Origin of the sequence: Streptomyces sp. ML-6, assembly GCF_030116705.1 — a bacterium.
Taxonomy (GTDB): domain Bacteria; phylum Actinomycetota; class Actinomycetes; order Streptomycetales; family Streptomycetaceae; genus Streptomyces.
The window spans coordinates 237,962-256,233 of sequence record NZ_JAOTIK010000002.1 but is presented as its reverse complement, the minus strand read 5'-3'; the positions used below and the strand labels follow the sequence as shown (position 1 = coordinate 256,233).

16 protein-coding genes and 1 pseudogene are annotated in these 18,272 nt (G+C 70.9%); 11 read left to right on the top strand and 6 right to left on the bottom strand.

Features of this window, described 5'->3' with window-relative positions; all coding sequences use genetic code 11:
- Window positions 1-215 precede the first annotated feature (215 nt).
- A pseudogene (locus tag OCT49_RS40230) lies at window positions 216-632 on the top strand (transposase); the annotation flags it as partial.
- A 64-nt stretch (window positions 633-696) separates the two neighbouring features.
- On the opposite strand, the gene OCT49_RS35035 reads toward OCT49_RS40230, so the two are convergent.
- Window positions 697-1,359 carry a response regulator gene (locus OCT49_RS35035; protein WP_283856193.1) on the bottom strand — a complete coding sequence of 221 codons (663 nt, stop codon included), beginning with the start codon at window positions 1,357-1,359 and terminating at the stop codon, window positions 697-699.
- Window positions 1,356-2,483 (bottom strand): sensor histidine kinase, encoded by a 1,128-nt coding sequence (locus tag OCT49_RS35030; protein ID WP_283856192.1) that lies wholly within the window; start codon window positions 2,481-2,483, stop codon window positions 1,356-1,358. The genes OCT49_RS35035 and OCT49_RS35030 overlap by 4 nt, the downstream gene beginning before the upstream one ends.
- Before the next feature lie 227 nt (window positions 2,484-2,710).
- Between OCT49_RS35030 and OCT49_RS35025 the strand changes: the two genes are divergently transcribed.
- Complete coding sequence (locus OCT49_RS35025) at window positions 2,711-3,193, top strand: DUF6223 family protein (protein ID WP_283856191.1); 483 nt, start codon at window positions 2,711-2,713, stop codon at window positions 3,191-3,193.
- A gap of 429 nt (window positions 3,194-3,622) precedes the next feature.
- Here the strand turns inward: OCT49_RS35025 and OCT49_RS35020 are convergent, their stop codons facing one another.
- Window positions 3,623-5,437 (bottom strand): CocE/NonD family hydrolase, encoded by a 1,815-nt coding sequence (locus tag OCT49_RS35020; RefSeq protein ID WP_283856190.1) that lies wholly within the window; start codon window positions 5,435-5,437, stop codon window positions 3,623-3,625.
- Between the two features lie 796 nt (window positions 5,438-6,233).
- Here OCT49_RS35020 and OCT49_RS35015 point away from each other — a divergent pair.
- The 8 genes from OCT49_RS35015 to OCT49_RS34980 all read left to right on the top strand — a co-directional run bounded on the left by OCT49_RS35015 (window position 6,234) and on the right by OCT49_RS34980 (window position 12,031).
- Window positions 6,234-6,464 (top strand): hypothetical protein, encoded by a 231-nt coding sequence (locus tag OCT49_RS35015; RefSeq protein ID WP_283856189.1) that lies wholly within the window; start codon window positions 6,234-6,236, stop codon window positions 6,462-6,464.
- Entirely contained in the window at window positions 6,457-7,536 is a 1,080-nt protein-coding gene (locus OCT49_RS35010; protein ID WP_283856188.1) for a response regulator, read from the top strand. The genes OCT49_RS35015 and OCT49_RS35010 overlap by 8 nt, the downstream gene beginning before the upstream one ends.
- Before the next feature lie 651 nt (window positions 7,537-8,187).
- Entirely contained in the window at window positions 8,188-9,939 is a 1,752-nt protein-coding gene (locus OCT49_RS35005) for an asparagine synthase-related protein (protein WP_283856187.1), read from the top strand.
- Window positions 9,936-10,193 (top strand): lasso peptide biosynthesis PqqD family chaperone, encoded by a 258-nt coding sequence (locus OCT49_RS35000; protein ID WP_283856186.1) that lies wholly within the window; start codon window positions 9,936-9,938, stop codon window positions 10,191-10,193. Before OCT49_RS35005 ends, OCT49_RS35000 begins: the two co-directional genes overlap by 4 nt.
- A complete protein-coding gene (locus OCT49_RS34995) occupies window positions 10,190-10,606 on the top strand; it encodes a lasso peptide biosynthesis B2 protein (protein ID WP_283856185.1) in 417 nt (138 codons plus the stop codon). The genes OCT49_RS35000 and OCT49_RS34995 overlap by 4 nt, the downstream gene beginning before the upstream one ends.
- Before the next feature lie 115 nt (window positions 10,607-10,721).
- Window positions 10,722-11,126, top strand: a complete 405-nt coding sequence (locus OCT49_RS34990; protein ID WP_349632850.1) for an ATP-binding protein DrrA1-3 family domain-containing protein — start codon at window positions 10,722-10,724, stop codon at window positions 11,124-11,126.
- Between the two features lie 47 nt (window positions 11,127-11,173).
- Window positions 11,174-11,854 carry an ABC transporter permease gene (locus OCT49_RS34985; RefSeq protein WP_283856184.1) on the top strand — a complete coding sequence of 227 codons (681 nt, stop codon included), beginning with the start codon at window positions 11,174-11,176 and terminating at the stop codon, window positions 11,852-11,854.
- 24 nt (window positions 11,855-11,878) lie between these two features.
- Window positions 11,879-12,031 carry a hypothetical protein gene (locus OCT49_RS34980; RefSeq protein ID WP_283856183.1) on the top strand — a complete coding sequence of 51 codons (153 nt, stop codon included), beginning with the start codon at window positions 11,879-11,881 and terminating at the stop codon, window positions 12,029-12,031.
- A gap of 429 nt (window positions 12,032-12,460) precedes the next feature.
- On the opposite strand, the gene OCT49_RS34975 is transcribed toward OCT49_RS34980, so the two are convergent.
- The 3 genes from OCT49_RS34975 to OCT49_RS34965 form a co-directional block, all read right to left on the bottom strand.
- On the bottom strand, window positions 12,461-14,017 hold the full coding sequence (locus OCT49_RS34975) for a hypothetical protein (RefSeq protein WP_502963503.1): 1,557 nt from the start codon (window positions 14,015-14,017) through the stop codon (window positions 12,461-12,463).
- Between the two features lie 433 nt (window positions 14,018-14,450).
- Window positions 14,451-15,818, bottom strand: a complete 1,368-nt coding sequence (locus tag OCT49_RS34970; protein ID WP_283856181.1) for a PP2C family protein-serine/threonine phosphatase — start codon at window positions 15,816-15,818, stop codon at window positions 14,451-14,453.
- Window positions 15,819-16,309: 491 nt separating this feature from the next.
- Entirely contained in the window at window positions 16,310-16,747 is a 438-nt protein-coding gene (locus OCT49_RS34965; protein ID WP_283856180.1) for an Lrp/AsnC family transcriptional regulator, read from the bottom strand.
- 155 nt (window positions 16,748-16,902) lie between these two features.
- Between OCT49_RS34965 and OCT49_RS34960 the strand changes: the two genes are divergently transcribed.
- Entirely contained in the window at window positions 16,903-18,087 is a 1,185-nt protein-coding gene (locus tag OCT49_RS34960; RefSeq protein ID WP_283856179.1) for a trans-sulfuration enzyme family protein, read from the top strand.
- The last annotated feature ends 185 nt before the right edge of the window (window positions 18,088-18,272 follow it).

Below are 18,272 nucleotides of genomic sequence, written 5' to 3'. Positions count from 1 at the left end.
CTTGGCCCGGTTCCTGGTGGTCGTGGCGGGGCACGCTCCGGCTCGTGGATCTTGGTGAGACGGAGAAGCGCCCCAGGGACCTCGGCGATTTCACGGCCGAGGTCTTCGCATTCCAGGCGCGCAAGGACCGACGCCGACAAAGAGGGGAGCCGGGCCCCTTGCGGCCCTCGACTTCGACAGGGCGGGTACTGACGGACACCACACCATGCCGCTGCTTCGAGGACGAGACAGGCTTCCACCGCCGTCCGCCCCGGGGACGCACCCGGGGTCGGCGCGGCCGCACGCCGGTCGTGACGGTCGGCGGCCGACGCCCGGGACTGAGCGCCCTGCGGCCGGGCTCGCACACCCGGCTGTGCCACCGCCTGCGTACCCACCCCGTGGGCAAGGGGCAGCGCCGCAGCATGGGCGAGCGCGACTTCATCGCGCTGGCCGACGGCGCGACCAGCTCGTCAAAACACCCCTCGTGCTGGTCCGGGACCGCCTGAACACCCACATCTCCCACACCATGCGCGAGTTGATCGCCGAGCGAACCCGGCTGACGGTGTTCTGCTTCCCGCTTCCCATCCACTCGCCCGACTACAACCCCCGTCGAGTGGGTCCGGGCGCACGTCGGACGCAGCCTGGCCAACCTTGTCCAGCGCACTCATTTCCTGACCGGCGACCGCGGAGCCGGACGGCGGCCGCGACCCGTGGGTGTCAGGAGTTGCGCGGGGCGACCAGGCCGGATTCGTAGGCGAGGATCACGAGTTGGGCGCGGTCACGGGCGTGGAGCTTGGCCATGGCCCGGTTGATGTGAGTTTTCGCGGTCAGGGGGCTGATCACCATGCGGTCGGCGATCTGGTCGTTGGACAGGCCCCGCGCGACCAGGGCGACCGCCTCGCGTTCGCGACTGGTCAGCTCTTCCAGCCCGGCCTCGGCACCGGTGTCGAGCGGCTGGGAGATGTACCTGTCGATCAGCTTGCGGGTGATCGAGGGGGCGAGCAGGGCGTCGCCGCGTGCGGCCACCCGGACGGCGTGCAGGAGGTCGTCCGGGACGATGTCCTTGACGAGGAATCCGGCGGCGCCGGCGCGCAGCGCGTCGAAGACGTACTCGTCCATGCCGTAGTTGGTCAGGACGACGACGCGCACCTGGGCCAGGGCCGGGTCCGCGGCGATGCGCCGGGTTGCCTCGATGCCGTCGACCACCGGCATCTGGATGTCGATGAGCGCGATGTCGGGCAGGTGTTCCCTGGCGAGCTCCAGGCCCTCCTCGCCGTCGGCGGCCTCGGCGACCACCTCGATGTCGTCCTCGAGGTCGAGGAGTGCGCGGAATCCGCTGCGGATGAGTGGCTGGTCGTCGACCAGCAGGACGCGGATCATGACGTGTGGTCCACGGGAAGTTCGGCCTGGACGGTGAAGCCGCCCTCGCCACGCGGTTCGGCGCGCAGCAGGCCGCCGAGGGCGGTGACGCGTTCGCGCATGCCGAGCAGCCCCACACCGGGCACCGGAGCAGTGCCCGGCGTGGCCTTCCCGTCGTCGTCGACGCGTAGCGCGAGGGCGTCGGGCCGGTAGTCGATCCGGACCGACGCCGTGGTGGCGGCGGAGTGCCGGACGACGTTGGTCAGCGACTCCTGAACGATCCGATAGACGGTCCGACCCACCGCGGCCGGCACGTCATGCTGCTGCCCCTCGATCGTCAGCGTCGCTTCCAGACCGGCCCTCCCGGCCCGCTCCACCAGTTCCGGTACGTCGGCGAGCCCGCGTGGCGGGGCCGTGTCGTCGTCGCGCAGCGCCTCCAGGGTCGCGCGCAGCTCCCGGCTCGCCTCACGTCCGGCCTCCTGGATCGCCAGCAGTGCTTCCGGCACCTTCTCGCCGCGTCTGCGGGCCACGTGGACGGCGACTTCGGACTGCACCTTGATGATGGAGATCTGGTGGGTGAGCGAATCGTGCAGTTCCCGTGCGATGTGCAGTCGCTCCTCATCGGCGCGGCGCCGCGCGGTCTCCTCCCGGGTGCGCTCGGCCTCCTCCGCCCGCTGCTCCGCCTGCCGCAACGCCTCCCCCGCGGCAAAGGCAGCGATGAGCCAGGCGATCTCCAGGGTGCCGCGGGCCCGCACCAACGCCTCGCCCACGGGCCCGTCGCGGACGACCAGCGCCGTGAGCTGGAGAGCCACCAACAGGGTCACGGACGCCGTCACCGCGAGGGCACGGTGCCCGTCCCGCACCGCGCCGTACACCGCGACCAGGTACGCGACGGCGAGCACGTCGAACCCGGCTGCCTGGTACCCCACCGCACACAGCCCCGTGACGGTCAGGACGACGACCGGAGCCCGGCGCCGCGCGCCCAGGGCCAGGCCGCCAACCATCAGCAGCGCGTAGCCGAGCAGGCCGGGCCCCGAGCCAGTGTGCTTCCCGGACCACCCGGTGCCCAGCATCAGCGCCGCCACGCCCACAGCGATCACCCAGTCCCCGGCACCGGCCGGGACGGCGAACCGTCGTTTGTCCATGCGCGCACCCTAGCCAGATGCCTGCGCGGGCGAGTCCCGCTCGCGGACGAGCGGCCCTCTACCGCGTCCGCGGTACGTGCGCGGCTCCTGCCGCGTCCGCAGTAGCCGCGGGCGCCATCGGCGGCAGCGCAAAGTGCGTCCGCCTGCGGGACGACCGGCGGTGGGTCCGACGGCCAGGATCGGGCGACATCCAACAGCAGGAGCTGTACGAGGAGAAGGAGCACCTCATGTCCGTCCGTTACATGCTTGCCGTCGGCGCAGGCTCTCTGTTCGGGGGGTTCGGGCTTGCCGCACCGGCGACCGCGCACGCCCCGGTCCGGCCGATCGCCGCCGGTGCCCATGAGCTGACCGCCGGGCGGTTCGTGGGCACCGGGGCCGCACTGGTGGCGCTGGCCGGCGTGGTCATCGGCGCCCTGACCCTGGCCCGCTCCGCCGGCCGAACCGGCAACGGCAACGGGAAGAGGGGAGCCCTCGTGTCCCTGGTGGCGGGACTGATCGGCATCGTCGTCGGCGCGGTGAATCTGGCCGTCGCCGACGGCGGCCCCGGCACCGGCAACGGAGTGATCGGTGGTGCCCTGGCCCTGCTGCTGGGGCCGATCGCAGCGGTCCTCGGCCGACTGGCCCGGGTCCGCTCCCGCCGCACCGACCGGCTGACCACCCCGACCACGAGCGCGCGTTCGCATGGGAGAGGCACAAGGGCAGGGGCTTGAGGAGACGATGACGGCAGCCGAAACCGCCCCTACGGACGGAACTTCGGCGGGACTGGGCCGCTTCTGTTTCCGACGCCGCCGCCCGGTTCTCCTGACCCGGATCGTCGGTGTGATCGCGGTGGCGGCGGAGTTGCGCGGCGTTCCAGATCTGCAGGGTGTGCTCGAAGATTTCGGCCGTGGGCGCGGACTGCCGGAGCGGGACCTCCTGGCAGGGGAGGCGCGGCTGTGCTCCCGGGCCGGAGCACTGATCCGGGATCCAGGGGCCGGTGAAAAGCCGAACACCGGTGGTGAATCAGACCCAACCGGTGGACACCGTGCCGTCGGCCCGCGGCGGGCAGGTTCCCCAGGCCGGAAAGCCGGCGGCGGGGCATGGTCCACCGGGCGGGCTCGGTGCACGAGTGCCCGCCCGGTGGCGCCCGGGGGTGTGGGTCAGCCGAGTGGCAGTTCCAGGACGGCTTCCTGCCCGGTCGGGGAGGTGATGGTGGTGGTGGCGTCCTTCGTGCCGGTGAACGCGTAGAGGCGGTCCCGGCTGTTGACGACCAGGGCGAGGCGGTGGCCGTGGGCGAGGTCGTAGGCGGCGGGCTGGAGCGTCCAGCCGACGGTCCGGTCCGTGCCGGTGTTCAGGCCGGTGGTGGTGAGGGGCTCGTGGGTGATGATCCGGGCGGTGCCGTCCGGGGCCACGTCGAAGAGGTAGGCGACCAGGGTCGCGGCGTCGCCTTCCTCGATGCGGACGGTGAGCCTGAGCCTGGCGGCGCCGCGGATGCGGCGTCCGCCCGCCAGTTCCTCGGTGGACCAGACCAGGAGCCGGTCGCGGTCGAAGCCGGCCGGGTCGTAGGTCTTGGGGTTGCCGAACCACTCCTTCTGCCCGGTCTCCATGATGTCGTCCATGGCGGTGGCGGTGGTCTCGTGCCCGGCGGTGAACGCCCGGCTCCAGCCCGCGGACGGCTTGTCGGACAGGGCGGCATCGCCGTCCCCGTTGGTGCCGCTCAGGTACCAGGACTCGGTGCCGATGGTGGCGTCGGACCAGGAGCGGAGCGGTTCGCGCCGTGCTTCCTTGACGATCCGGTCGCGGCCGATGCCGGTCGGTTCGGTCTCGTAGGTGAACATCACCTGGCTGCTGACCACCGGCCAGTCCGGCACCTTGTTGGCCGCGCCGAGCAGATGGTGGTCGAGCCAGGCGTAGGCCTCCGTCATCGGTGTCAGGTAGCCCCAGAACGGGGTGCCGCTCGGCATGCCGGTGATGCCGACGCCTTCCGGGGCGCCGTGGTCGCCGATCCACAGGTTCAGGTGCTTGGGAACGGTGAGCTTCTCGAAGGTCGCGATCGCCTCACCGGCGGGGAACAAACTCTCGTGCCAGGTGTTGGAGCAGAAGGTCGGGATGGACCGGGCGTTGGTGATGTCCACGTAGGTCTCCGGGGACCGCACGGTGCCCCACTCCACCACCTCCTCCATGTTCTGCCCGTCCTGGAAGTTCTGGAGAACGCGCCACGTCGCCTCGTCGAACTTCTCCTTCTCCTTGCCCTCCTCGGCTCCGGTGAAGCCGATCAGCAGCTCCACGGCCTTCTCGTGCCGGGTGCCGTTGTCGTAGAGGCTGGTGGCCAGATTGCCCCACGTGCTCAGGGCGACCACGGCAGCGACCCGGTTCTTCGCGTCGTGCGCGGCGACCAGCTGGCTGATCCCGGAACCGTAGGACAGGCCGAGGAACCCGACCTTGCTCGGCGTGAACAACTCTTCCGCGTGGTCGATCACCACCGAGCCGTCCGACCAGTCGTCCGGTCCGGCGACGCCGATGAACCCGTCGGACGTGAACGGCCCGCCCGGCTCGCCGAACCCGCGGGGCGTGTAAGCCAGAACGTGGTAACCGCGCGCCGCCAGGGAGAGGTAGCCGACCATGAACGGCATCCAGCCGTACGGGTTCCACCCGGCGGGCACGATCACGACCGGACGCGGCTCCGAGGTCTTCTGCTTGATCGCGAACGCGGAGAGACCGATCTCCTCCGTCACGGCAATGCGCGGGAAGCTGACTCCGGCCTCCCGCAGGACCCGTTCCACCAGCTCCCGCAGCTCGTCGGGGAGCGCCCCGGCCGGGGCCGTGCCCTGGAGGGCCGCGAGCAGGGCCCTGGCGACGGTGAGCACCGACGGGTTGATGTCGAGGCTCGCGCCGCGCCAGATGCCGTGGGCCGCGATGTCGGCGAGGGTCGCGTCGGTGACCGACGCGATGGGCTCTCCGCCTTCTGTGGTCATATGAACCGCTCCGTTCTTCTGTGGCTGGGCAATCAGGACGCCCCTCGGGGCGCCAGGCGGATCATGGGCAGGAGCCCACACCCCGAAACGGAAGAGCGTCCGGTCGCACTCGATCGGATGGAGAACCCCGGACTGCGGCCCCGGGAAGCGGCGTATTCCGCGGCCGGGCCGGACGCGGCCGGTGGCCTTCTGCGGACCGGCCCGAAGAGGCGCGGCCACCGGCAGAGTCCGGTCACAGCGGCCGTGAGCGGACCAGTGACGCAACCATTGACAGGTTGACGCCCCCCGACAGGGCACCCGGCCGATGCGCCGGGCGGAGCGTCCGTCCTCGGAACGCCTGTACCTGCGCCGGCCCGGCGACCACGACGACACCCTGCGCAGAGTCGTGCGCCATGAGATCGGGCACCTGGGCGAGGCCACGGAGAAAGGCCGGCGTCGCCGCGAGGCCGGAAGGCGGGTACCCGGCGAGCATGTGTGCGGCCCCGCCGAGGTATTCGGCGAACCGCACGGGCGTGACGGCCGTTGCGCGAAGGGAAGGCAGGGCGTGCGTTGCCGGGTACGGGCAGCGTTGCAGTGCAACGGGCCGTGCCGAATGGGTACGCCACCGCCCTGATCAGCCGGAACGTTCACGGCCGGGCAGCTCCGGGCGGTGGCAACAGCACGATCGTTGCCACCTGTTCCCCGGTAACGGACCGCAACGGTTCGGGCGTCCTCCATCCTGTGATTCCCCTTCCGCAATCCGCCGGACGGGTGACAGGCTCCGTCGCTTCGACGGGGCGGACGAACGGAGATCCTGGTGGACCGGCCGCTGTTGTCACTGAGGACAACCTTGGTGCTCCTGCTCGCCCTACTCGCCGGCGCGGCAGCGGGCGGGCTGACCGCGCTCGCGGGCGAGAGCACGCCGCACAGCCTGCTCGCCGGTCTTGCCGCCGTGGGGCTGGCGGTGCCCTTCTTCAACCGCCTCATCGACGCCGAAGGCAACCAGGACCGGCACGTGGGCGCCGGGGAGGGAGAGAACCATGGGTGAGCTGCGGCCGCTGGGGGACGACCTCACGGATACCTCCCGGGCCCTGGCGCAGGCCCTGCGCGAGCTGTTCGAGGGGCTGGAGGTGTCCGTGCGCCGGTACGCGGCCCGGCGCCGACGTGATCCGGGGACGTTCTCGCGCTACCTGAACGGCACCCGCTTACCCCCGTGGCAGGTGATCACGGACCTCTTCACGGACCTCGCCGAGCACCGTGGAGCCGCGGTCACCACCGATGCCATCGAGTTCGTACGCGGGCTGTACGGAGCGGCCGTCGATGCCGGGGCCTCTCCCCGGCACGCGGTGGAGATCCTGGAGCAGCAGCTGGCCGACGCCGACCGGGTCTCCCGGCGGTCGAGTGTCCGCGGCGACGTCCTGGGCGACGCGCTGCTGGAACGTACGCACCGCATCGCGGACCTGGAGGTCCGCCTCAGCCAGCTGGAGGCCGACCGGATCGCCGAACGAAGACGGGCCGACGAACTCGCGGCGGCCCGCCCCGACATCTCCGGCCTCCTCCAGGAACGCGACGACCTCCAGCTGGACGTGCAGCGGCTGAGGACGGAGCTCCGCGAGGCACAGGCCCTGCGGACCGCGGCCGAGGACCGCTGCACTCTGCTCGAACGCCAGCTGGACGCCGTGGAGAAGCCCGCACCCCCGCTGCCCGCCGCCGCGCCCCGGGACATGCCCAAGATACTCATCGTCGACGACCAGCCGGGCAACCTCCTCGCGATGACCGCGGTACTGGCCTCCCTCGACCAGGAACTCGTCACCGTCTCCTCCGGGCGCGAAGCACTCAAGGCACTGCTCGACCACGAGGACTTCGCCGTCATCATCATGGACGTGCAGATGCCGGAGATGGACGGCTACGAAACCTGCGCGCACATCAAACGCCGCCCCCGGAACCGCGACGTCCCCATCATCTTCCTCACCGCGATGGGCGTGGACTCCGAACACTCCGCCCGCGGATACGCGGCCGGCGCCGTCGACTACATCAGCAAACCCTTCGACCCCTGGGCCCTGCGCGCCAAGGTCGCCGTCTTCACCTCCATCTACCTGGAACGCCACGCCCAGCGGTGACCACCCGCGTACCACGCCCCTCGCGCACCACGCCACGCGTGCGGTCCCGCCACCGGGGCGGGGCCGCGAAGGTCGCGCGGCAGCTCGAACGGCAACAGCTTCGTCCAAGGTGTGGGAACACGGTGCGCTCGTGGTGACACGGTTCCGGGCGGAACAGGCTGAGGCCGGTGGGTCTCCGCATCATGGCCGCACCCGCTTGCGTGCGCGTCCCCGTGCCCAGCGGAGCATCAGCAGGGCGAGGATCCAGCATGCGGCCAGGCGGGTTCAGAGGCTCTGCCGTTTGCGGGATGCCGGACGGAAAGGGGGGTGGCGAGCAGCACGGTGAGTCCTGCGATCCCGGTCATCGGGCCGATGGCGTACCCAGCATCGCCAGGATCGGCCCGGCGTCGCCGAGTGCGGGCCCGCCGGACAACACCCGTACGGGCACGGGGGATTGGTACGAGCTCAACAGCCCTGCGGTGGCCGGTTCAGCAGCCGGTGAAGCTGTGCAATGAAGCGGCGCGATACGCCGATGCGCAAAGAATCCGCAGGGAGATGATGAGTGTGGTGCCGGGCCATTCGGTGGAGGGAAGCGGCTGGTTTGCCGTTCTTCCGGACTGTGACGCGGCCCGCGCGGCTGCCGCACTGCTCCGCGCAGCCGGGACCCGCAGTGTGGAACACCCCTCCGGACGCCCATGGCTCGTGGGCCGCTGGACCGACGACGAGATGCTCGTCGCCGAGGCGGGCCGGGCCCGAGTCGCGGTCGTGGGCCCCTCGTCGATGACCCGGGAACACCTCACTGCTCTGTCGGCAGCGCACAGCGACGCGCTTGCCGCTCTCGACCGGATCGGCCGAGCCACCTCCGGAAGCTGCCACCTGCTCGCCTCACAGGACGGGTGCCTTCGTTCCCAGGGCACGGCTTCGAGACTGCGGCGGCTGTTCTTCACCCGGGTAGCCGGGGTCACCGTTGCCTGTGATCGCTTGGACGTGCTGGCCAACGCCACACGCGCGGACCTCGACGAACAACTCGTCGCGGCCCGGCTGATGGATCCGCTCCTTCCGCACCCGCTCGGCGATCAACCCCTGTGGCGAGGAGTATCGGCTGTCCCCGCCGGCACGGCGCTGTTCACCGACACCGACGGCACCGCCCGGACCCGCGCCTGGTGGAAGGCCCCCGAACCCGAGCTGTCCCTCGCCGAGGGCGCCGAACAACTCGCCCGGGCGCTCACGGACGCAGTCGCCGTCCGCACCGGGCCCGGCGGGCTGATCAGCGCGGACCTGTCCGGAGGGATCGACTCGACATCCCTGTGTTTCCTGGCCGCCCACGGGAAGTCCCGGTTGCTTGCCTTCACACTCGACGGCGCCGACCCTGCCAATGACGACCTCGCCTGGGCCCACCGGGCCGCCGCAGGTCTCCCGGACGTGGAGCACATGACCGTGCCGACAAGCGACCTGCCCGCACACCACACCGGTGTGCTGCACGCGGGCGAGGGGGTCGACGAACCGGGGCCGGGCCTGCGCGTCCGCGCCTCGTTCGCCGAGGTCGCGCGCCGACTGGCGGCCCGGGGATCACGACTGCGCCTATCCGGCGAGGGCGCCTACCAGATCCTGTCCGCCCGGACGCCCTACCCGCACACCATCCTGCGCACCCGGCCGCGCACGGCCATCACCCACCTGCGCGCGCATGCCTCCGCCCAGCGGTGGCGCTGGCTCCCGACCCTGCGCGCGCTGGCAGACAACCGGCCGTACGGCGACTGGCTCGCCAGAACAGCCCGAGACCTGTCACCAGTCCTCGCCCTGGACGGCACCCCGGCCCTGAGCTGGCAGATGACGCGCCCCCAACTCCCGCCCTGGGCAAGCCCCGAGGCGGTGACGCCGGCCCGAGAAGCACTCCTGCGGACAGCAGCGCAAGTCGAACCGCTCGCGACGACCCACGGCCAGCACGAGGCCTTGTGGTCCATCCGCAACGGCACCCGGCTGGTACGGCACCTCGCCCGGATCACCAGCGAGGCGGGCCTGCCGACGCACTACCCGTACTACGACGACCGGGTCATCGAAGCCGCCCTGTCCGTGAGGCTCGACGAACGCACCACCCCCTTCGCCTACAAACCCCTCCTCAAACTTGCGATGGGACAGACCGTGCCTGCCGAACTGCTCACCCGCAACACCAAGGGCGAGTACAGCGCCGAACTGCACGACGGACTGCGTGCCCACCGCACCCAGCTGGCAGAACTGCTCGACCAGCCGATCCTGGCCCGGCTCGGCCTCATCGACGCGGACCTGCTGCGCCGGGCATGCCTGAGCATGTACCCGCCCCGGCTCTCCCTCGTCGCACTGGAAGCCACCCTGGCAGTCGAGACCTGGCTGCGCGCCCACGCCCCGGCACCGACCGCCACCGCTCCCGGAAGGACAGTGGCCGCATGAGTATGACCCTGGGCAAACATGTCTCCGCCTCCGACGTCGAAGACGGCATGGTTCTCCTCGACGAGCGAAAAGGCCGCTACTTCAAGGTCAACCCGAGCGGTGCCCTCATCCTGCACGCCCTGCTCGATGGCTCCGAACCGGCCGACGTGATCAAGATGATCATGGAACGGTACGAGGTCAGCCAGGAACGAGCAGCAGCCGATGTGGACGCACTCACCGCCGAGCTGTCAGGAAACGGACTGGTGACCGTATGAGCGTGCCTGTCGTGTTCCGCGAACGAAACCGACTGCCGCTGCATCGCAGATTGCTGCCACTGCTGGCAGTCGCAGCCGCCCATCTGATCGGCCGGCTCTCCCCGCTCCGCATCCGGCGGATCCTGACCGCCTGCTCGCGCGGCGGGCGGCCCGCGACCTACGCCGAGGCCGCACGCGCACGGACCGAAGTGGTGTCCGTGAGCGTGCGGTGCGCGGGACAGGGGTGCGTGCCGCGCTCCATCGCGACCGCGCTGCTGTGCCGGGCGCGAGGGAGCTGGCCGACCTGGCGGACCGGGACGCGCACCGTCCCCATGATGGCGCACGCATGGGTGGAGGCGGAGGGCCGACAGGTCGAAGAACCCGCACTCATCCAGGGCACCCCGCCCCTCATCACGATCGCACCGCGGTCCTGACACCAACAGAAACCGGCATGCACGACAACGACATCGCCGTACGGACCGAAGAACTGAGCAAGTCCTACGGGACCGCAAGGCCGTCACCAGCCTCGACCCCCACACCCGTGTCGCCATCTGGGAGCACCTGCGACGACTGTGCCAGGAACACGACACCACCGTCTTCCTGACCACACACCACCTGCAAGAGGCTGAACACTGCGACCAGATCGCCATCATCGATCACGGCAGCCTGGCCGCGGAGGGGTCGCCCCGAGAACTGAAAGCGATGATCGGCGCCGACATCGTCACGCTGCGCACCGACGACGACGCACAGGTCGCCGAAGCCGTGCACCGGCTGCTTGGGCTACCCACATGGACCGGCCCCGGGGGAGTACGGCTCCGAACGCCGGACGGGGCCGCACTCGTCCCCCGGCTGTGCGCCGAACTTGCCGCGCTGGCCGTACCGGTGCGGGCAGTGACGGTCGAGCCACCCACCCTCGACGACGTGTTCCTGCACCACACGGACCGCCCCCTCTGATGCGTTTCACCGGAAAGCTTCTTTGGGAACGCAGAGGAGTCACCCTCATGCTGCCACCGACAATGCCCACCAGCACTGCCGTCGTTCCCCCGAGCACCGCCCACGACACCGGGCCGTACACCTCGGTCCTCCGCACCCTCGGGATCCTCTGGCGCCGCGAACTGGCCCGCTTTCTGCGCAACCGGGCCCGGCTGGTCATGGGCCTGGCCGCCCCGATGCTCTTCCTCTTCGTACTCGGCGGCGGCATGGGGTCGGCAGGCGGAGACCTCGGCCATTACCAGGCGTTCCTACTGCCCGGCATGCTGCTGATGATCGTGCAAGGCCCGGCCATCGCCGTGGGGACAGCGATCATGTGGGACCGGCAGTCCGGATTCCTGCGACAGATGCTCGTAGCACCAGTACGGCGAGGCGCACTACTCGCCGGAGTCTGCCTCGGCGGAGCAACAACCGGCGCCCTGTACACCCTCCCCGTCCTCGCTCTCGCCGGCCTGTGCGGGGTGCCCTACCACCCGCGTTTGCTGATGGTCCTCTGCGAGAGCACCCTACTGGCGTTCGCACTCACCGCACTGGGCGCGGCAGCAGCCGTGTACGTGCAACGCCCGGAGAGCCTCCAGGCCGTTTCCGGGCTGGTGATGGCACCAGCCGTGATGCTTTCGGGGGCGTTCTTCCCCGTGGGTTCGCTGCCGCCGTGGCTTGGCGCGACCGTGCTGGTCAACCCGCTCACCTAGGGCGTCGACGCCCTGCGCCGCACGATGCCCCTGCCGGAGGCGGACGTACCGGCGTGGTTCCAGGACAGTCCCAGGTGGTGGGGCTGGACGCCGCCGGTCACACTGGAACCCGCGCTGATCGTGCTGCCGGCCCTGGCCATCGTGCTGCTGGCGGGCCGGCGCTTCGGACAGGAATGAACCCCGAGTGGGCGTGCGTTCGACACACCCACTCGATGAACGGATCACTCGTCCCTTCTACGCCGCCCTGCATTGCGCCGTGACACCGCGCGGATCGCCCTTCGCAGGCACCACAGTGCTGCTTCCCCAGGACCGCCGCCTGCGTGAATGCAACTACGAGTGCCTCAACAGCTGACCCGGGCAATATGTGCCCCACTGCGGAGCCGGCACATCGACGAGTTCTGTGGATGTGTGGGGCGGCGCCAGCGGGTTGAGCGCCAGCGGGTCTTGATGGGGTGGGTGGCTTGCTGGACAGCGTGTTCGTCGTTGAGCGCTGTTGAGTCGTGGCTGTCGTGGGATGGCCACTTCGCTGTCACGGCGTGAGGATTTTGCCTGGTGTGATGCGCCAGGAACGACAGCTCTCGACGTCGCCGTTCCTGGCGCAGGACACTAGGTGAGGGGGCAGGTGAGCGGCAGGACCCGCTCGGTCAGTCGGCCGGTGAGACGGGTGGGGGTGACGGCGACTTCGGCGAGCCAGTCCGTTGCGGTCAGCTGGTCGGTCAGGGGCGACAGTTCGCCGGGCGTGATGGCGCACCAGGAGAAGAGCTGGTCCAGGTCGATGCCCTGGCCATCGGGGCCCAGATCGCCGTCGCCGTTGCTGTGGGTGGCCAGGACCAGGGCGAGCAGCCGGGTGGCGGCAGGGGCCTTGGCCTTGCGGAGCTTCTTGTCCGTGATGGTTCTCTGGGCCCACCCGGAGAGCTTGGGCCGCAGTTTCCTGCCGAACGTGAACGGTCCCGAGCCGTCCTCATCGGGAACCAGGGAGGGGACGGTGATGGCGGTGGGGTTCTCGGGCCGGGAAGCGAGCAGGTCGGCGAGGGTGGAGGAGAGGCGGAGCCAACCGCAGTCGACCAGTTGTGCGACCAGGTCCGCCGGCTCTCCCAGGCCCAGGTTGGTGAGGTCCTGGCCGACAAGATTGCCCGTGCCGGTGTGCGCGGTGCGCAGCGTCAGCATCACCATCAGCAGGCGCGCCTCCGGCCCGGGCAGCGGGGCGGTTTCGGTGACGTGGGCCAGGACGGACCGGGCACAGTCCCACTGGCCGGGGCGGGTCAGCAGGCGGGCCACGGCCGGGGTGTCGCTGCTCGTGCCCTGGCCGGTGCGCTGCTGGTGCTGGAGAAGGACAGTGGCGGCGGCCTGCTCGGCACGCTGGGCGTCCAGGCGCAGGCCCGGGTCGCCGGTGGCCTCGGCCCAGGCGGCGAAGGCGCTCGCCTTGCGGCTGTGGAGGTCGGCCAGGAGTTCCAGGTCGGGTTGGTCGCGCTGTTGGTAGGCGCGGAAGAGGCCGCCGAGTTCGACGAGTTCGTCCCGCAGGGCGACGGGACGCAGGGTGCGTGGAATGACCCGCTGGGCGATCTTCACCTGTCGGGGACGACGCCGCCCCGGCGCGGAGCGAGGAGCCGGAACCGGGCCGGTCGGCGCCTGGTCGGCGTGGGAGAACTGCGGCATGTTCGCGCCCGCCGCTGTCGCTGCGGGGGCCGGGCGGTCGGCAGGCCGGGAGGCAGTCGCGGTCCTCGCCTCCCGGGCGGTGGCCGCGGTCTTTACTTCCGGGGCGGTGGCCGTGGTCTTCGCTCCCGGGGTGGCGGCCGCGCACCGCGAGCAGCACTCCAGGGCCTGCCACCAGCGGCCTTCGCGATCGGTTGTCACGGCCAGGACCACTGGCCCGCCGCACCGCCAGGGTTCGGTACGTGCGTGGCGGTCGGTATCGGGCAGATGGGCGTGGCAGCCCTCGGCCCGGCATGCGCAGTACGTCCCGGACCTGGGGGCGGAGGCGGCGCGCAGGTGGGCCTTGAGGTGGGCGACGGCCGCCGCACGGCCGGCGGCCGCCGAGGGAAGCCGCTGTTCGGCGCAGGCGGGCCGACTGCACGAGACGCGCACCGACGTGCCGCCCCGGCCGACGGGGTCCAGCCGTACCGTCCACCGGCGTCCCGGCATTCGCTCGTCCAACTCGCTCACTGGGGCCTTCCTCATCCTTCTTCCCGGCCTCGATGCCTGCCGCCGCTTCCCGCCGGCCGGGCGGTGTGCGGGCGGCGAGTCCACCGTATGCGGCCGCAGGGGAGAAAAACGGTGAACTTGCCCTGTTTCCCCGCATGCGGCGATAATGCGCGCGTCATGTGGCCGGTATCTGCCCCGGGTCAGGCGTTCTTCGTCAACGCAGGGTGCGGCAGTCCGGATCGGTTCAGCCGTTGCCTCACCCCGATGGCCGGTCCTGGGATGGTATGTCCCGCCACTTCACGCATGCTCCGGAGCGACCGACGCACCGGGCGAGTCCCGGCACCCCCGCCCGCCCGGTAACGGGCTGTTCGACCGGTCGTGGGCCCCTGGACCGGCAGGGGTGGGCATCCTCTCCCGCACCACTGGCCACGGCGCCCCGGGACGCCGGCCCGTATCAGCCCCGGTCGTTCGCGTCGGCGGGGGCTCGGCGAGCGGCGGCGGGCGGGGTGCGCAGGGCGAGGATGGCCAGGTCGTCGTGGCCGTCGCTGGGGTGGTGGTCGGCGAGGAGGCGTACGAAGTCGTCCAGGGGCAGGTGGGCATGACCGGCGGCGTGTTCGGCGAGCCGGGCCAGGCCGTGGTCGATGGAGTGGCGGGGGTGTTCGACGAGCCCGTCGGTGAAGAAGACCACCGTGGCCCCGGCGGGCACCGGATGGGTGTGGTCGGGACGGTTCTGGTCGGTGTCGACCGCGAGCGGCAGGCCCGGTTCGGCATGCAGGTACTCCGTGTGCCCTTCGGGGCCGATCAGGAGCGGGGGAAGGTGACCGGCCGTGCTCCAGTGCAGCCTCCAGCCGTCTTCTGCGGGCTCGATACGGGCCAGGCAGACGGTGGTGACGGGCAGGTCGGTGATGCCGTTCAGGGTGCGGTCCAGCTGGGCGAGGACAGCACTGGGTGGGGCGAGCCGGTCGTAGAGCAGGGCTCGCAGCATGTTGCGGGTCTGGGCCATGGCGGCGGCTGCACGCAGGTCGTGGCCGACCACGTCGCCGATCACGACGGCGCACGTGTTGTCGGGCAGCCACAGGACGTCGTACCAGTCCCCGCCGAGATGGCCGGGACTGGAAGCCGGGCGGTAGATGGCGGCGCCGGTGAAGGGGTGCAGATCGGGCAGGGCGGGCAGCAGGAGGCGCTGGAAGTGTTCGGCGCTGGTACGGATCTGCTCGAGCAGGCTGACCTTCTCGATGGCGATGCCGGCGGCGCCGGCCAGGGTGACGACGATGTCCTCGTCGTCACGGTCGAAGGGCTGCCCGTCATGGCGTTCGGACAGGTAGAGGTCGCCGTAGATGGTGCCGCGGACACTGATGGCGACGCCCAGGAGGGTGCGCATGTGCGGGTGGCCCGGTGGGAACCCGGCCGAGGCGGGATGGGCACGGATGTCATCGACGCGCAGGGGCTCGGGATGGTGGATCAGATGCCCGAGAACACCGTGGCCCCGGGGGAACTCGATCCCGGCCAGGTGGTCGCGCTCGGACTCCGAAAGGCCCGCCGTGATGAACTGCTCCAGTTGCTCGCCGGACTCGTCCAGCACGCCCAGCGCGCCGTAGCGGGCGCCGACCAGCTCCCTGGCGGTGGTCACGATCCGGTGCAGGACCGCGGGCAGATCCACCTCCTGGCTGATCGCCAGCACCGCGTTCAGCAGCCCCTGCAGCCGGTCCTTGGCGGTGGCCAGTTCCCGCAACTGCGCGGCGATCCGGTCCAGCTGACGATCCAGCCGCAGGGTCAGGTCGACGGGAGACTGCTCGGGTTCCTCCTGCCGGCCTGCCATCATGACCGCCCGGCCACCGCAGCCGCACCGCGGTCACGCATCGACTCACCCAGCCACTCACGCGAGCGGTACACGTCGGCCTCCTGACCCTCCGTCATCGGACAAGGCCCCAGCGTGACACGACGGGGCGGCCCACCCCGGCCATTACTCCCGCGGCAGCACGCCCCGTTCGGCAAGGGGAGCTCGCCGAACGGGCCACGGCCTCCTGAAGGGGGAGGGGCCCGAATGTCGGTCGAGGTCCAGGAGCGCCGACCTGGTCGGCCGGAGCGGACGGAGTGCATTCGTCTCCGGCGAGAAGAAACAGAACGCCATGAAGGCCACCTCCGAGAACGCCCGAAAGCTGCCCCTGACACCACCTTCACCCAGGCCCCCCGGGGCGCCCCTCACCAAGGAGCCCGGCCTTTGTGCCGCGCCGACCGTGCGCAACCCTCCGGTACGCGGACGGTCCGAGGATTCCGCTCCCGTTCCTGCCGGCCGACGCGGGGGCAGGGGCGTCAGGCGGTGTCGAGGGTCTTCATGATGACGAAGCTGTTGACCGTGGCGACGCCGGGCAGGTCGGCCAACTGGTTGGCGTGGAACTCCTCGTAGGCGGGCAGGTCGGCCACCTCGACCTGGACGAGATAGTCGAAGCTCCCGGTGATGTGATGGCAGGCGACCACCCCGGACAGGGCCATGACTCCTTCCTCGAAGGCGACCACGTCCGCACGGGTGTGCCGCATCAGCCGGACACCGGCGAACACCCGTAGCCCGCGGCCGACCGCGGCCGGGTCGATCAGCGCCCGGTAGCCGCGGATCACTCCGGACTCCTCCATGTTCCGTACCCGCCGCAGACACGGCGAGGGCGACAGCCCGACCCGGGCGGCGAGCTCGTTGTTGCTGATCCGCCCGCTGTGTTCGAGCACGGCCAGAATCGACCGATCCACATCATCCATGAGCGGCAGAATATTGCTGAAAAGCCACCTCTTGCACAAGTAAAAGCCAGAGGTACGCGCAATATATTGCCAAAGTTGCGCTCGAACGCCTCTGGTCAAGGCGCGGACGAACAAACTGGAGGAAGCCACGACGCCGTACTCCCGAAGGGGCAGCCATGCCGGGCAAGACCACCGTCACCGTGCACGCCGATCGAGAAGTCCACCCCGATCGCGCGGTGGCGCCTCCGATCTACCAGACGGCGGCGTTCTCGGCCGAGGACGCCGAGACGTTCGCGCAGGGCGCCGTCGAGGCGCGGGGCAAGGACTTCTACACCCGCTTCGGCAACCCGAACCACGCGCAGGCCGCCGCCGTCGTGGCCGAGCTCGAAGGCACCGAGGCCGCCATGGTCACCGCCTCCGGCATGGCCGCCCTCACCACCGCCGTCCTCGCCCTGGTCTCTGCCGGCGACCACGTCATCGGACAGAAGTCCGCCTACGGCGGCACCACCTCGGTACTGCTGAACCTGCTGCCGCGCCTGGGCGTGTCGACCACCCTGGTCGACCAGACCGACCCCGAAGCGTTCGCCGGAGCCCTTGGCCCCAGGACCCGGCTGATCCTGGTGGAGACCCCGAGCAATCCTCTGCTGCAGATCACCGACCTGCGCGCGGTGGCGGACCTGGCCCGCGCCCACGACGTGATCACCATGGCGGACAACACCTTCGCCACCCCCCTCAACCAGCGTCCTGCGGAGTTCGGCATCGACGTGACCTGGCACAGCGCGACGAAGTACCTCAACGGCCACTCCGACGTGTCCGCCGGCGCCCTGGCCGGCCCGGCCGACCTCCTGGACCGCATCTGGGACACCGGTCTGCTCACCGGCGCCACGCTCGGCCCGATCGACGCGTGGCTGCTGCTGCGGGGCATGCGCACCCTCCCGCTGCGCGTGCCCCGGCACAACGCCAACGGCCAGGCGCTCGCCGAAGCCCTGCAGGACCACCCGGCCGTGAGCCGGGTGTACTACCCGGGCCTGGAGAGCCACCCGCAACACAGGCTCGCCACGGACCAGATGAGCGGCTTCGGCGGGGTGCTCGGCATCGAGTTCACCGGCGGGTTCGACATGGCCGACGCCTTCCTCGGCCACCTGAACTACTCCCGCCGCTCGGCCAGCCTCGGCGGTGTGGAATCCCTCGCCGTCCACCCGGCGTCCATGTGGCGCGGAATGCTCAGCGACGAACAGATCACCGACGCCGTCCCGCCGGGCCTGGTCCGGCTGGCCGCCGGTACCGAGGACACCGCCGACCTGGTCGCCGACGCCCTCGCCGCCGCCACTGCCGTACTCACCGAGGCCGCCATCGCCTGAGCGGCCGACCACGATGCAGGGGCCCCACCGCACGGAGGAGATCACCACCTGGGACAGCAGAGGGGGGAGCGGGTCGGCGCGGTGACGACGGTCGCGGCGGAGGCACGGAGGGGCAGGGCCGGGCCGGTGCCGCCGTCGGCGACGTCGTGGCGGGCCATGATCACCGTGCACGCCCCCTCCGGGCA